The following is a 14562-nucleotide window of genomic DNA, read 5'->3' as shown; positions in this document are numbered from 1 at the left end:
TTCTCTGATTTTAGTACCGAAATGACAAAAGGGTTGGAAATCGTTACGATTTCCAACCCTTTTGTCTACAGTCTGAAGCCACCGATCAACGGTGGCTTTTTTTATTAATTATGAACAGCCTTTTCGACTGCTTTTTCTATAGCTTGCTTTAAATCTGCAATTATATCATCTGCAGACTCTAGCCCTACAGATAGACGAATTAACTCTTCACTTACACCTGAATTCTTCAAATCCTCTGCAGACAATTGCTGATGGGTAGTCGATGCTGGATGAATGATCAGCGATTTCGCATCGCCAACATTCGCTACATGAGACCAGATGTTTACATTGTCAATCACTTGTCGACCTGCATCACGACCACCTTTGATGCCGAAAACAATAATGGAGCCATAGCCATGCTTCAGATGTTTTTGCGCCAACGCATGTGTCGGATGATCTTCAAGACCTGTGTACGTCACCCATTCAACTGCCGGATGTTCCTGTAAGAAAGCAGCCACTTTCTGCGCATTTTCATTGTGACGAGGTACACGCAAATGAAGCGTCTCTAGCCCTTGCAAAAGATTAAATGCGCTGTCCGGTGCTAGGCAAGGACCGAAATCACGAAGCAATTGAACACGGAGTTTCGTTGCGAATGCTGCCCCTGCTGTATCAATACCATATCGCAAACCGTGATACGATTCATCTGGTTCTGTAAATCCTGGGAATCTTCCTTGTGTCCAATCAAATTTTCCTGCATCGACCGCAATCCCACCAATCGTCGTTCCATGTCCACCAATCCACTTCGTTGCGGAATGAATGACCACGTCCGCCCCGAATTCAATTGGATTAGAACCGTATGGAGACGGGAATGTGTTATCGACTAAAAGTGGAATGCCGTGGTCATGTGCGACTTTCGCAACTGCTTCCACATCTAGAACTTGTAAGCTTGGATTACCAATTGTCTCTGCAAACAATGCTTTCGTTTTATCTGTAATCGCAGCTTCGAAATTCTTCGGATCAGAAGCGTCTACAAACTTCACCGTAATACCATAACGCGGTAACGTCACGACGAATAAATTGTACGTACCACCGTAGAGGTTACTGGCCGCCACGATTTCATCGCCCGCGCCTGCTATATTCATAATGGAAAATGCGATAGCTGCCATTCCAGAAGACAATGCGACTGCCGCAGTCCCCCCTTCTAATTCCGCTACACGCTCTTCAAAAACGGCTACAGTCGGGTTTGTGATTCTAGTATAAATATTGCCCGCTTCTTGCAAAGCAAATAAATTCTGTGCGTGCTCTGTATCTCTGAATACATATGAAGTCGTACGATGAATCGGTACAGCTCGTGAACCGGTTACAGGATCGGGCTGCTGTCCTCCGTGCAATAAAACTGTTTCTGGCTGAAAATTCGTCATCACTATTTCCCCTTTCAAAATGTATTTCGTATTCTAAATTTATTGATGGAAAGAAGCACGTTTGGATATACAAAGAAACCCTCTTCCTAAAATAAGAAGAGGGCTTTGCTTTCGCTTATTCCTCCCTTATCTTCCAAACTGTTTACGAGTTTGTAGGAAGTAGCACCTTTGCATAACTAGCCGGTTGCCGGGCATCACAGGGCCTATTCCCTCCGCCGCTCTTGATAAGAGTTTGTCTATTCAGTTTCCATCTTGAAAGTTAGTATAAAACTAAATCCAACCTATTGCAAGGATTTATTTATAGAATCTTTCGAAATAACTTGCACTTCTAAAATTTCCTTACCAAATCTTAATGGTAGAGTCTGATTGTAAAAACTACAGTAAAATATCCATCCATATTTTAATCGCTGTGGCCCCAATCATCACAGCTAATATGATTTGGAGTACTTTCGTATTCATCTTTTTACCCATTTTTGCTCCTAGTGGCGCTGCAATGATGCTTGCGACAACCATGATTAGCGCTGGCCAGTAATCCACCTGTCCCGTCATCAGTTTACCGATACTACCACCAATTGATGAAATAAAAGTAATGGCTAAACTTGTTGCAATCGTCATGCGCGTTGGAATTTTTAAGACGACAAGCATGATAGGCACTAGTAAAAAGCCACCTGCTGCCCCAACGATACCTGAGCCAACCCCAACAATCAGTGCTAGTACAACTGCCAACCCTTTATTAAACGTCACTTCATGTAATGGTTGATCATCGACTTGCTTTTTCGGAATAAACATCATCACCGCTGCAATTAATGCGAGAACCCCGTAAACAATGTTGACTCCTTCTTCTGATAAAAAGCCGGATCCATAACTACCAATGAAGCTACCGATTAAAATCGAACCACCCATATAGATTATGAGCGATTTATTTAGATAGCCACCTTTACGGTAGGCCCAAACCCCTGCAATCGAAGCAAAGAATACCTGTATAGCACTAATTCCTGAAACCTCATGCGCTGTAAATGCGGCTAAGCCGAATAGTGGAGGAATGTATAACAGCATAGGATATTTAATAATAGAGCCACCTACACCTAACATCCCGGAAACAAATGACCCAATAAATCCAAGTGCAAAGATCACAAGTATAAATGTTACATCCATGTTATGTTCCTTCTTTCTGAATAGAGAAAAGCGAGTAGAATGGCGCTACTCGCTATTTGATTGTCTTATGCTTTTTGAATGTAGAAGTATAGAACGCCCACTTCTTCTTTTTGTTCTAAAATCGTGTGTCCACTTGCTGCTGACCAAGCTGTAAAATCATTTAATGCACCTTTATCTGTAACTAGTACTTCTAATACTTCGCCCGATTCGATTGAATCCATAGCTTTTTTTGTACGTACGATTGGCATTGGGCACGCAAAGCCTTTTGCGTCTAATGTTTTAGTAATATTCATGTTATTTCCCCTTTTCGTTGTGTTTTTTATTTTGTAAGCAAACGATTCGTCCAGTTAAAACTCTTGCATGCTTCTTGAGCGCTAGGCATGCCAAGGTACAACATTTCAATGGATTACAATTCTTTTATTGAATATGCATCATAAAATACCGGCTAGATTAACGCACCGCACAACGGTTAGGTCCAATTTCCATTTCCGTTTGTTCCTCGTCCGTAGGCGTGATTTTACCCATGTTGACATGGCGGATTTCTTGGTAAGCATTTGGTTGTGGTGGTAAATTATCTGTTACCATTGAACGGAATATTTCTTCATCTTCCACGTTTAATCCGTGGTTTTCAGCGAATAAGTCGCCTAAACGTTTGGACACGGTACCATTTTCATTTAATTCATCAATGATCATAAAGTGTGCTGGACAAACAATTAAGTCTTCCGCTAATGCACGGTAACGCACGTATAATGATTCACGTAAATCTGCTACCCAGTCCTCTGCTAAGCCCGCTAAGTCTGGACGACCGATGGAATCGATGAATAGGATATCGCCTGTTAATAGATATTTGCCGTCTACTATGAATGAAGTGGAACCGATGGTGTGACCTGGTGAATACAGAGCGCCTACATCAATTTGTGACGCACCAACTTTTACTGTTAAACCATCTTCAAGCGGTGCATAATCGAATACCACTTCTTCTGCATCTTTTGGTGGTAAGTAATACGTTGCACCCGTTGCTGCAGCGATGGCACGACCACCTGAAATGTGATCCGCGTGTAAATGCGTATCGAATACATGCTTGATTGTGATATTTTTTTCTTTCGCAAACTTCGTGAATACGTCTGTAAAGCGAACCGCATCAATGATGGCTGCTTCGCCTTCAGAAACCACCATATAAGACAGACACCCTTTGCCTAAGCGAACGAATTGGTATAACTCACCGCCACCTGATAAATCGCCTACTTTGATTGGCTCTAAGTACATCGACCAAGATTTCATACCGCCTGCTAGGTACCCAACCGTTAGACCCGCATCTGACAACATTTCTGCTATCATGATGGATGAACCTTCTTTCGCACAAACCACTAACACGTCTCTGTCCGTTGGGATTTGCGGTAAAATTTCTTCTACACCGTCTAAAAGCTCGAAATACGGAATATTTAAGTAGTCAAATTTGTGCCCATCGATCTTCCAATCTTCAAACGCATCTGTGTTACGTACGTCTAAAATGAATAATTCTTTATTGTCGATTACTTTGCGGGCTACATCTGCCGCTGTCCAAATGTTTACTACCATCTTTAATTACCTCCACAAATATATTTTGGGCTTGAGAGCATACGAACTTTCTCTATACAAGAAAATTAGAATGTTAATGTTGGTGATGCGTCTTTTGCGTATTCTAAAAACGTGACAGCACCACCCACTTCAATACCTTCTACAAAATCAGCTGTCGTTAAGCCCATCACATCCATCGTCATTTGACAAGCGATAAATTTCACACCAAGCTCCTGTGCCATTTCCACTAATTGTGGAATTGGAGGTACTTGCGCTTTTGCAAAGCCTTCTGCAAAATGCTCTTTACCTACTGGCATTTCTAATGCTTGCATGCCCTGTTTGTGAATTAAATTCAAGCCTTCAAATGTGAAGAAGATTGCTACTTCTTTTTCTGATGCGGCGGCTGCCGTTGCGATATTGAATACTTTATAAGCGTCGAATAGACCACCGTTTGATGCGATAATTGCTACTTTGTTTGACATATTAATTCCTCCATTACAGTTCTTTTGTTAATTCACCTGTCCACCCCAACATACCAGGCAGAACATTGTATACGTTTTTGAAGCCCGCTTTTGCAAGCATAGTAGCCGCCATGTCTGAACGTGTTCCTGTACGACAAATGACATAAATCTCTTGATTCATATCCAGTTCCTTCATGCGCGCTTCTAAATCACCCATTGGTATGGATTTTGCACCTGGCACATGACCAAACGCGTACTCTGCTTCTTCACGTACGTCTAAAATAAGTCCCGCACGATGTAAGATTTCTTCATTGGAAATCGTTGCTTCAAATGTTTGTTCGGCTTGCTCAGACGTTTCAAGATTGCATTTACGAATGTAGTGAAATAAGATGTCACCCACTTCTGACGTACCAATATATTGGTGGCCTACTGTATTTGCCCAAGCCGCTAAATCCGCTTTCGACCCTTTATCTGTAGCTTGCACCTCTAATACTTGACCTTCTACTAGCTCATTCATTGCTTTTTTCGTTTTAACAATCGGCATTGGGCAAGCTAAGCCCTTTGCATCTAGTTGTACATCTGCTTTTACTACCACTGTTTTTCCTCCTTATACCATACGGGGTATATTTTTATTTAAATAAAATTATTGTACATCGCCAGCCCAATCCAGCATACCGCCAACCATGTTGGTTACGTCATAGCCACGTGATGTTAAAAAAGCTGTAGCTTGACCACTACGGCCACCAGAACGACAAATCATAATGTACGGCTTATTTTTATCTAATTCATGCATACGGAATTCGAGTAAACCAAGTGGAATGTTTACGATACCAGGAATATGACCGTCTTGAACTTCTTCTACCTCACGAACATCGATTAAATTTACTTGCTCGCCGGATTCTAGTTTTTCTTGAAGTGCTTTTGTTGTAATTTCTTTCATCGTTACTCCTCCTAGATAAATAAATTCACGTTGCCATCCTCTGCATCGGCTAGATAAGCAGCCACACCAGCGTATTCAATTCCATCTAATAATTCTTCTTGTTGTAGGCCTAATAAATCCATTGTCATTGTACATGTCACAATTTTCACCTCTTGCTCCTGCGCCATCTCAATTAATTGCGTTAACGTGAGGGCATTGTGCTTCGCCATTACATGTTTAATCATTTTGGGTCCCATACCAGCCATTTGCATTTTCGATAAACCTAGCTGTTCAGCCCCGCGCGGCATCATTTTGGCAAACATTTTTTCAAGGAAGCCTTTCTTCACTACTACCGGCTCTTGCTTTCTCAGGGCATTGATACCCCAGAAGGTATGAAAGATGGTTACTTCATGATCATAAGCCGCTGCTCCATTGGCAATAATATACGCTGCCATTGCCTTGTCATAATCCCCGCTAAATAAAACAATCGTCGTTCTTTTCTTTTCCATATTCGTCTCCTTCTAACATACCAATACCCGCATAGGTATTTTATTTTTGAAAAATATAAAGCCACTTCTTTTAGCGACTTTTCACTACTAAGCTTATGCTTCTTACCTATCCTTCGTTATTGTTTCTACTCACACTATATACCCCAATAGGTATTCAGTCAACTAGAAAGATAATTTTTAAAATTACACTACAAGTTTAAGACGCCATCTATAGAAACAGAGTAACTACAAAATTAGATTTTAAAAATTAGTGCCTGACAGTCAGTTTAGTACATGTTCAGGAATTAAGACCTTGTTGAGCTTTACTAGCAAAAGCTCACTTCGCAACGACTGACGCTCAAGGCAATATACTACCTATTCTTTATTAATAATTCGTTCTAAATATACCTGTATGGGTATTTAACACATTATAAAAAAAGAGTCAAGCTAATTTCCTCAGCGACTCTTTACAAGTAATTCCACCGCTTCATTAATAATCGATTCGTGTGTCCTGTCATCGGTCTCCTCTAAATTTTGCATACAGGCAATTAAGTTGGAGCTTACGATAACGCCCATCGTACGGTCGATAGCAGAACGACTGGCAGATAGTTGAGTAATGACTTCTTTACAGTCCTTGCCCTCTTCCATCATACGCAGGACGCCTTTAATTTGACCCTCAATACGTTTTAGTCGATTTTTCACTTTATCATCGTATTCCATGTCAATCACCTACCCTTTCGTTATCTACAGGATATACCCAGACAGGTATACTGTCAACTGAACAACATTGTTCGACACGTTTCTATTATTCTGAAATTTTTTACGGAATATGTTATACTATTTCTAGTAGGCTATTGTACGTTTTTCCGTCTGTTGAAGACGTGATGTCAAAACAGATGAGATTCTAACTACTGAAGGAGTTGATTCGATTGGCATTCCCGCGTAAAGATCGTCCGATTTCTGACTTTGTGGCCTCACGATATGTAGACGAAGTCATATCTTTTAACCGCAATCAGCATGAAGTTTCCGGAACGATACACAAGATTCTCGAAAACTCCGTCATCGTCAAAATTTCACAGTACGATGCAGAACAAATTGGTGCAGCTTCCAACTTGACTGTCGTCGCGCACAAAAACTATACAGTTATTTAATTTTTTTAATGCCTTGCAGCTCTATGCAAGGCTATTTTTTTGCTTACGGTGGGCCTATATTCATCAGCCAGGCAACCTACTCAACTCTCGTTTACTGCGCCAGTTTACAAGGAAAATCCCTAGGCAAATGAGCAAGCCGCCGAAGATCAGCGCAAACGATAGAGGTTCATCAAGCAATAACCAGCCAGTCAACGTACCAAAAAACGGTGCCAGGAATAGAAACGCACTTGTCCGCTCCGGGTTGCCAGTCTGCAATAAATAAAACCAGATAGAGAACTGAACAATAGACGCAGCGATCGCCAACCAACCTAAAATAACTAGTGATAATGCATTCACTTCAAAAAATGGCTCTTCTAATAAAAAACTCGCAACCAATAAAATTAATCCGCCGAAAAGCATCTGATATGCTGTCATGACCCACGTATCAAACCGATAACCATGTACTTTTACGATCAGTGTCGAACAAGCCCATGCTACTGCCGACAGGAAGCCTAGAACGGTACCGATCTTCAAATCTAAATGACCACCCATCGTAATGAACACACCAAACAAACCGCATAAGACCCCAATCCATTGCTGTACACGGTAACGAATTTGCAAAACTAAGGTTCCGATCACCACAACAAGCAGCGGATTGGTGAAGGTTAGAATGGACGTTTCGCCTGAAGTAATCGTCCGTAGTGCAATAAAAATACAGCCCATCACCGCCGCTGTCTGCAAAGATCCGATTAGCACCAGCCATTTCCATTCTCCAAACGTTTTCGGATGTGGTTTTTTAAGTATTTTGACAACAATCGCCATAATAACTCCTGCAATGGTAAATCGCAGCGCTACCAATAACAACGGGGAGGAATAGTCTAGACCAATTTTGCCGATCGTAAAAGAAGAACCCATTAACGCAGTCGTGACGACTACCAAAAAGCCAAACAGAAATTTATTCATATCAATAGTTCCTTTCCACTCGCTCGGCAGATGAAATTCCTTTTTTTATAGGCATCTGCATTCGGCCGATCAGCGCCTCAATGGCAGGCGGCATATAGCGATTTTTCAAATAAGTTAAATAGACAGTACGAGTAAGCGACTTGGAATTAATCGTTTTGATCATGACAGATTGATCGGATTGATTAGTAAAATAATTTTTAGGGATAATCGATATTCCAATATTGGCTCGTACCAATTCCAGAATGGTTTCGAAACGTTCTACCTCATATTGGATATTCAACCGTATTCCTTCTTCCGCAAAAGCAGCAAAAATATCATCTCTCGTCTGGAAACCGACACTTGTAATAATAAACGTTTCATCCTCCAGGTCAGACAGGGAAATCTGATCTTTTCCTGCCAGTCGATGTGCGGGATGCATGATCATGGCCAGTTGCTCCTCATAGAGAGGCGTTGTCCAGATATCAGGCGAATCTATGAACTGATTGGTCAGACAGGCGTGAACCTCATATTGACGGAGTGCTCGCTCGACGTCTTCCCGACTTAATACCTCGATTAACTTTACTCGCATAGAAGGAAATGCTTGTTGATACCAATGCAAAATCGAAGGTATCCAGTTTTTCACCGATTCAATCATACCAATTTGCACTTTCCCACTGCCATTCCACTTCACTTCTTTGATTTCTTGTTGCAAAATTTCCGCTGCATTGAGGATATGGAGAGCTCGTTCATAGATGACCCTCCCCGATTCTGTCAGTTTTACTTTTTTTGTTGTGCGTTCGAGCAGGCGAAACCCGACTTCCGTTTCTAAGTTCTTGATTGCTTTACTCAATGACGGTTGCGACAAATGAAGTTTCTTGGCTGCTTCCGAAAAACTAGATTGCTGCACGACCGTTACAAAGTACAGAAGTTGCTTGATTTCCATTGCTTCCTCTCCCATCTATAACCTCAAGGCATGAATTCATGAAAAAGATGTATTAGAATTAATAAATAACACCTACTATAATTAGAGTATCATGCCGGAAAGGATGAAGTATATTGTTAATTCCAACAAATAAAAGATACTGGTCTGGTCGTACAGACAGTGAGACCAATAGAGCTGCATTTCGTATGCATCAAATTGTACAACTTTCTACGCCAAAAGAAAGCGTTGCCAATAAAACTTGCGCACTCATCGGGTTTTCTTCCGAGGAAGGTGTTCGCCGCAATAACGGCAGACTAGGTGCTGCAGAAGGACCAAATGCCTTACGTAGTGAATTGGCAAAACTTCCATGGCGCATGCCCGCTGAATGCCAACTGATGGATTTGGGTACGATAGTTTGTGAAGACGATCAACTGGAACGAGCACAAGCGGAATTAGGAGTTGCTGTCCGGGATAGCCTTGAGAAAAATGTCAAACCTGTCATTTTAGGCGGCGGACATGAAACAGCCTACGGTCATTATCTAGGCGTACGGGAATTCATTGGACCTGACGCAAAGCTAGGTGTCGTTAACATTGATGCGCATTTTGACTTGCGTAGCTATGAAGAGCAACCCTCTTCCGGAACGATGTTCAAGCAAATGCTCGATTCAGATCCAAACGTTGAATACTTGGTGCTCGGAATTCAAGAATTTGGTAATACAGACATTTTGTTCGAGGAAGCGGATGCAAAAGGTGTGTCCTATGTGACGGAGCAAGAAATCACATCAGGTCTTATGAACGAGATATTAGAGAAAATCAACTTTTTTATTGAAAAACAGGACTTTGTTTTGTTAACATTGTGCTCTGACGTGTTAAATTCAGCGTTTGCGCCGGGTGTGAGTGCTCCATCGCCGTTTGGTTTGGATCCGTTAACAGTTCGGACATTCATCCAAAATGTAGCATCTCATAAGAAAACCCTTTCATTCGACATCTCAGAAATTAACCCATCACTTGATCAACAGAATCAAACGGTCAAATTGGGTGCATACTTAACAAACGAAGCAATCGTTGCATTGCTAGGAGGAAGAATCACATGACGATTGAGTTAAATCAAATTACAACGCTATTCTTGGCATTGGCCCTCTTAACAATCGGTACACTACTCGTACGTAAAATTGGATTTCTCCAAAAATTCTGTATCCCCGCCCCTGTTGTAGGCGGGTTACTTTTTGCCATTTTTGCGACCATTTTGAAAACTACAGGACTTTTGAGCTTTCAATTGGATACGTCATTACAAAATTTGTTTATGTTGACGTTCTTCACTACAGTCGGATTAGGGGCTAGCTTTCGTCTTATTCGACTGGGTGGAAAGCTGCTGATCATCTACTGGATTGCTTGCGGATTTTTGGCATTGGCCCAAAATGTTATCGGTGTATCATTGTCCTATGTATTTAATCTGCATCCTCTAATCGGGATGATGGCAGGGGCCGTATCGATGGAAGGTGGACACGGTGGAGCAACTGCCTATGGACAAACTTTAGAAGGGCTTGGCATCGACTCAGCCTTGTCCATTGGAATCGCAGCCGCTACATTCGGACTGATAGCAGGTAGTCTCGTTGGTGGTCCTATTGTAAAATATCTTATCAATAAATATGATTTAAAATCCACCGAAGTGGAAGAGGAAGTCGCTTACTCTGCAGAAGCCCATGAACCACCTATCAACACGGATAACTTCTTGACCCAAGTATTGCTGATCACGCTTTGTATCGCAGGTGGTACATTTATCGGTGATGTGTTCTCTAACTTGACAGGGTTTGTTATGCCTGGCTATGTTGGCGCGATGTTTGTCGCGGTGATTGTGCGGAATATCGTGGATCGATTTAAAGACGATGCGATTCATATGACAAGCATCAATGTTATTGGCGATGTATCACTTGGTATCTTCCTATCCATGGCGTTGATGAGCATTAAGCTTTGGGAAGTCGCTGGTTTAGCATTACCATTGCTAGTCATCGTATTTGTACAAGTTCTCTTCGTCGTACTGTATGCTATTTTCGTGCTGTTCCGCATACTCGGCAAGGATTACGACGCGGCAGTCATGATTGCAGGTTTTGCCGGTCACGGACTAGGCGCAACGCCGAATGCCATGGCGAATATGGCAGCTGTCACTGGACGATACGGCCCTTCACGTAAGGCCTTCTTGATTGTTCCGATTGTTGGTGCCTTCTTGATTGATGTAGTGTCCATGCCAATTATTATTACGACTATTAATATTTTTAGTTAATGAAAAAAGAACCGGCCCAGTTGTCCGGTTCTTTTTTACGTTCTTTTTTGGCGTAATTAGCAGGCTGATCTGTTAAAATGAAAACAGAAATTTGTAATTCGGAGAGGAGTTTGCTTAATGAAAGAACAATTGATTGAACGATTGATTCGCTATGCGAAAATTAATACACAGTCTAATCCAGATTCAGAAACGACCCCATCTACAGCAGGCCAGTGGGACTTATTGCATATACTTGAAAAGGAACTAGCTGGGATTGGTTTAGAAGAGATTTCATTGGATGAAAATGGGTATTTATTTGCAACATTACCTTCTAACACGGAAAAAGAACTGCCGACAGTTGGTTTTTTAGCACATGTAGATACAGCGACAGATTATACAGGCATGAATGTAAAGCCACAACGAATTGATCACTATGACGGACAAGACATTTCATTAAACGAAACTACCATCATGTCGGTGAAAGCGTTCCCAGAGCTAAAGAATTACCTCGGTCATACATTGATCACGACGGACGGCACGACATTACTCGGTGCAGACGATAAAGCGGGTATTGCAGAAATCATGACAGCCATGCAATACTTGATGGAACATCCCGATATTAAGCATGGGAAAGTACGTGTTGGTTTTACACCAGATGAAGAAATCGGACGTGGACCACATAAATTTGACGTAGAGCGATTCGGTGCGGATTACGCCTATACGATGGACGGCGGGCCACTTGGTGAATTACAGTATGAAAGTTTCAACGCGGCAGGAGCCGTCCTGACATTTCACGGTACGAATGTACACCCCGGTACAGCGAAAGGAAAAATGGTCAACTCCCTCATGATCGCTGCGGAATTCCAGGAAGCTATGCCTGCCAATGAAATCCCCCAAGAAACCGAGCATTACGAAGGATTTATTCACTTAATGGAAGTGGACGGTACGGTGGAAAAAACGACTTACCACTATATTATTCGTGATTTTAATCGAGAGACGTTTGAAGCTCGCAAACTGTTAGTTCAAGATACAGCTAGTCGTCTACAAAAGAAATACGGCGAACAGGCAGTTGAGCTTTCATTGACGGATCAATACTTCAATATGCGTGAGAAGATTGAGCCTGTCATCGAAATCGTCGATCTCATGGCGGATGCTTACCGCAATCTAGAAATTGAACCGAAAATCGAACCAATCAGAGGTGGTACAGATGGTTCGCAGTTATCGTATATGGGCATGCCGACTCCGAATGTTTTCACGGGAGGAGAGAATTATCACGGAAAGTATGAATTTATCTCAGCAGATGTGATGGTGAAAGCTACCCAAGTCATTATCGAAGCATTAAAGCTTCAAGAACAGCGCGGTTGAGCTGATGAAAGCAATAGGAATTGGAATTTTATCAGCATTATTTTTTGCAGTCACGTTTGTTTTGAATCGCTCAATGGAATTAGATGGTGGCAGCTGGTTATGGAGTGCTTCCCTGCGCTATTTCTTCATGGTACCTTTTCTAGTCGTCATTGTGGCAGTCAGAGGTGGTTTAACTGAGATGAAACGCGAGATGACGGCTGCTCCTTGGCCCTTTTTCATTTGGAGCTTTGTGGCGTTCGTATTATTCTACGGTCCGCTTACTTTCTCGGCAGGTTATAGTCCAGGATGGCTCGTTGCCGGGACTTGGCAAATGACCATTGTGGCGGGTGTGTTATTAGCACCTTTCTTCACGTTTCAAATAAAAACGGAGACCGGTGAAATCCGAACACTGCGTCACCGAATACCTGCTGCATCTTTAGTTATTTCATTGATCATTCTCGGTGGAGTGGTATTGATCCAAATTCCGCATGCGAGCAGTGTGTCGACTTCAGTCATTTTGCTCGGCACTTTGCCGTTAGTGATTGCTGCATTCGCATATCCACTTGGCAACCGAAAAATGATGAATTTATTGGGGGGACGATTGGATATGTTCCAAAGGGTGCTTGCCATGACGCTAATGACAATACCCATTTGGATTATTATGGCACTTTACGCTTCGGCGACAGTCGGACTTCCTTCCGTCAGCCAAGTGGTGCAATCATTGATCGTAGCAGTCAGTTCAGGCGTGATCGCAACGTCACTCTTTTTCATGGCTACCGATTTGGTGCAGCATGATCAAGGGAAGTTGGCGGCTGTCGAAGCTACACAGTCTGTCGAGTTAATATTTGCGATGCTTGGTGAAATGCTGTTGCTCAGTCTACCGTTGCCAGGTGCGCTTTCATTAATTGGTGTAGTCATCATCATCGGCGGCATGTCATTGCATAGTTATCAGACCTCCTTGGCTGCGAATAGATGATGAGTGGATTGGTTTATGAGCGCTTGACCGAGTTTTATGATCGAAACAAAAAACAGGGCAGTCACAGATGTCGCGTTGCAATGACGATCTGGACAGCCCTGTTTCCCACTTTCAGGCTTTTCTTTCCTTTATTTGCTGAGAACTACGTTTTTTAAAAAGCTGTGGCTTCGTTTCGGATAATAAAATTGCGATAAATATGAGCAACGCGCCAAGAAACATCCGAAATGTCAAAACTTCGTATGCGAGAGCGACTGAAAAAGCCATCCCCCACACAGATTCGGTCGATAAAATAATTGCCGCTTTCGTTTCCGATAAATGTTTCTGGCCGACCGTCTGCATCAAAAACGCGACCGTTGTAGAGAACACAGCCAAATATAGCACCGCACTCAGCCCTGTCGGATTTGTCGAGAAAGAGGTCTCTCCTAACGCAATGACAGTCAAGCAGCTAATCACTGCCGCCACACCCATCTGCAAAAGTGTTAGCAGTACTGCGTCTTCCGTTCGCACAAATTTCGCTGTATAGAAAATGTGAAACGCAAACATCACGGCACACCCCAACGTCAACACATCTCCAAAATTCACACTAGAAGACCACTGTAGCGACAGCACTGCCACACCAATCAGTGCCAAAACAGCGCCAAACAACTCAAATGTGTCCAACTTTCGTTTATATAGAATAAATGCGATAAACGGCACGATGACCACATTAACACCTGTCAAAAAGGCATTCTTAGAAGGAGTTGTAAATTGCAGGCCAACTGTCTGCAATGCGAACGCACTATACAATAAAAAACCAAGCAATGCACCTTTCCATAAAACCGACTTGTCCAATTGTCGCAATCGCTTATGGAACACTAAAACCAATAATATCGCACCGATTGTAAACCGCACCGCCAAAATTTGGTACGGTGTGTAAAAACCTAAAGCTAGCGCACTCATGACAAATCCGCTACCCCAAATGATTGCGGTAATGGTCAGTCCAATTTCCCCTATATATCTTTTCATACC

General features: G+C 42.3%; 17 protein-coding genes and 1 riboswitch. Of the genes, 5 read left to right on the top strand and 12 right to left on the bottom strand.

What is annotated here, in order from left to right; translation table 11 throughout:
* Positions 1–104: 104 nt before the first annotated feature.
* The 9 genes from GD002_RS13475 to GD002_RS13435 all read right to left on the bottom strand — a co-directional run bounded on the left by GD002_RS13475 (position 105) and on the right by GD002_RS13435 (position 6700).
* Positions 105–1400 carry an O-acetylhomoserine aminocarboxypropyltransferase/cysteine synthase family protein gene (locus tag GD002_RS13475; protein ID WP_153732879.1) on the bottom strand — a complete coding sequence of 432 codons (1296 nt, stop codon included), beginning with the start codon at positions 1398–1400 and terminating at the stop codon, positions 105–107.
* Between the two features lie 123 nt (positions 1401–1523).
* Positions 1524–1631, bottom strand: a riboswitch (SAM riboswitch).
* Positions 1632–1775: 144 nt separating this feature from the next.
* Positions 1776–2555, bottom strand: coding sequence for a sulfite exporter TauE/SafE family protein (locus GD002_RS13470; RefSeq protein ID WP_153732878.1), 780 nt, complete (start codon positions 2553–2555; stop codon positions 1776–1778).
* Between the two features lie 65 nt (positions 2556–2620).
* On the bottom strand, positions 2621–2848 hold the full coding sequence (locus GD002_RS13465) for a sulfurtransferase TusA family protein (protein WP_153732877.1): 228 nt from the start codon (positions 2846–2848) through the stop codon (positions 2621–2623).
* A gap of 157 nt (positions 2849–3005) precedes the next feature.
* Entirely contained in the window at positions 3006–4133 is a 1128-nt protein-coding gene (locus GD002_RS13460) for an MBL fold metallo-hydrolase (protein ID WP_153732876.1), read from the bottom strand.
* Positions 4134–4198: 65 nt separating this feature from the next.
* Positions 4199–4594 (bottom strand): DsrE/DsrF/DrsH-like family protein, encoded by a 396-nt coding sequence (locus GD002_RS13455; RefSeq protein WP_153732875.1) that lies wholly within the window; start codon positions 4592–4594, stop codon positions 4199–4201.
* A gap of 13 nt (positions 4595–4607) precedes the next feature.
* Complete coding sequence (locus GD002_RS13450; protein WP_153732874.1) at positions 4608–5168, bottom strand: sulfurtransferase TusA family protein; 561 nt, start codon at positions 5166–5168, stop codon at positions 4608–4610.
* A gap of 48 nt (positions 5169–5216) precedes the next feature.
* On the bottom strand, positions 5217–5513 hold the full coding sequence (locus GD002_RS13445; protein WP_153732873.1) for a rhodanese-like domain-containing protein: 297 nt from the start codon (positions 5511–5513) through the stop codon (positions 5217–5219).
* 11 nt (positions 5514–5524) lie between these two features.
* Positions 5525–6001 (bottom strand): DsrE/DsrF/DrsH-like family protein, encoded by a 477-nt coding sequence (locus tag GD002_RS13440; protein ID WP_153732872.1) that lies wholly within the window; start codon positions 5999–6001, stop codon positions 5525–5527.
* A 435-nt stretch (positions 6002–6436) separates the two neighbouring features.
* A complete protein-coding gene (locus GD002_RS13435; protein ID WP_153732871.1) occupies positions 6437–6700 on the bottom strand; it encodes a metal-sensitive transcriptional regulator in 264 nt (87 codons plus the stop codon).
* Positions 6701–6909: 209 nt separating this feature from the next.
* Between GD002_RS13435 and GD002_RS13430 the strand changes: the two genes are divergently transcribed.
* On the top strand, positions 6910–7131 hold the full coding sequence (locus tag GD002_RS13430) for a DUF2187 family protein (protein ID WP_153732870.1): 222 nt from the start codon (positions 6910–6912) through the stop codon (positions 7129–7131).
* A 63-nt stretch (positions 7132–7194) separates the two neighbouring features.
* Here GD002_RS13430 and GD002_RS13425 read toward each other — a convergent pair whose 3' ends face one another.
* Together GD002_RS13425 and GD002_RS13420 are read right to left on the bottom strand one after the other, a co-directional pair.
* Positions 7195–8073 carry a DMT family transporter gene (locus tag GD002_RS13425; protein WP_153732869.1) on the bottom strand — a complete coding sequence of 293 codons (879 nt, stop codon included), beginning with the start codon at positions 8071–8073 and terminating at the stop codon, positions 7195–7197.
* A 1-nt stretch (position 8074) separates the two neighbouring features.
* Positions 8075–8995 (bottom strand): LysR family transcriptional regulator, encoded by a 921-nt coding sequence (locus GD002_RS13420; protein ID WP_153732868.1) that lies wholly within the window; start codon positions 8993–8995, stop codon positions 8075–8077.
* A gap of 113 nt (positions 8996–9108) precedes the next feature.
* On the opposite strand from GD002_RS13420, the gene hutG reads away from it, so the two are divergent.
* The 4 genes from hutG (at position 9109) to GD002_RS13400 (ending at position 13554) form a co-directional block, all read left to right on the top strand.
* Positions 9109–10068: a formimidoylglutamase gene (gene hutG / locus GD002_RS13415; protein WP_153732867.1), complete on the top strand. Its 960-nt coding sequence runs from the start codon at positions 9109–9111 to the stop codon at positions 10066–10068.
* Positions 10065–11255: a sodium/glutamate symporter gene (gene gltS / locus GD002_RS13410; RefSeq protein ID WP_153732866.1), complete on the top strand. Its 1191-nt coding sequence runs from the start codon at positions 10065–10067 to the stop codon at positions 11253–11255. Before hutG ends, gltS begins: the two co-directional genes overlap by 4 nt.
* A 117-nt stretch (positions 11256–11372) precedes the next feature.
* Positions 11373–12599: a peptidase T gene (pepT, locus tag GD002_RS13405; RefSeq protein ID WP_153732865.1), complete on the top strand. Its 1227-nt coding sequence runs from the start codon at positions 11373–11375 to the stop codon at positions 12597–12599.
* A 4-nt stretch (positions 12600–12603) separates the two neighbouring features.
* Positions 12604–13554, top strand: a complete 951-nt coding sequence (locus GD002_RS13400) for a DMT family transporter (RefSeq protein WP_153732864.1) — start codon at positions 12604–12606, stop codon at positions 13552–13554.
* Positions 13555–13665: 111 nt separating this feature from the next.
* On the opposite strand, the gene GD002_RS13395 is transcribed toward GD002_RS13400, so the two are convergent.
* A complete protein-coding gene (locus tag GD002_RS13395) occupies positions 13666–14559 on the bottom strand; it encodes a DMT family transporter (protein ID WP_153732863.1) in 894 nt (297 codons plus the stop codon).
* Positions 14560–14562: the final 3 nt, after the last annotated feature.

It is taken from the genome of Sporosarcina obsidiansis, assembly GCF_009651005.1.
Lineage (GTDB): Bacteria > Bacillota > Bacilli > Bacillales_A > Planococcaceae > Sporosarcina > Sporosarcina obsidiansis.
This window is presented reverse-complemented; position numbering and strand designations above follow the sequence as displayed.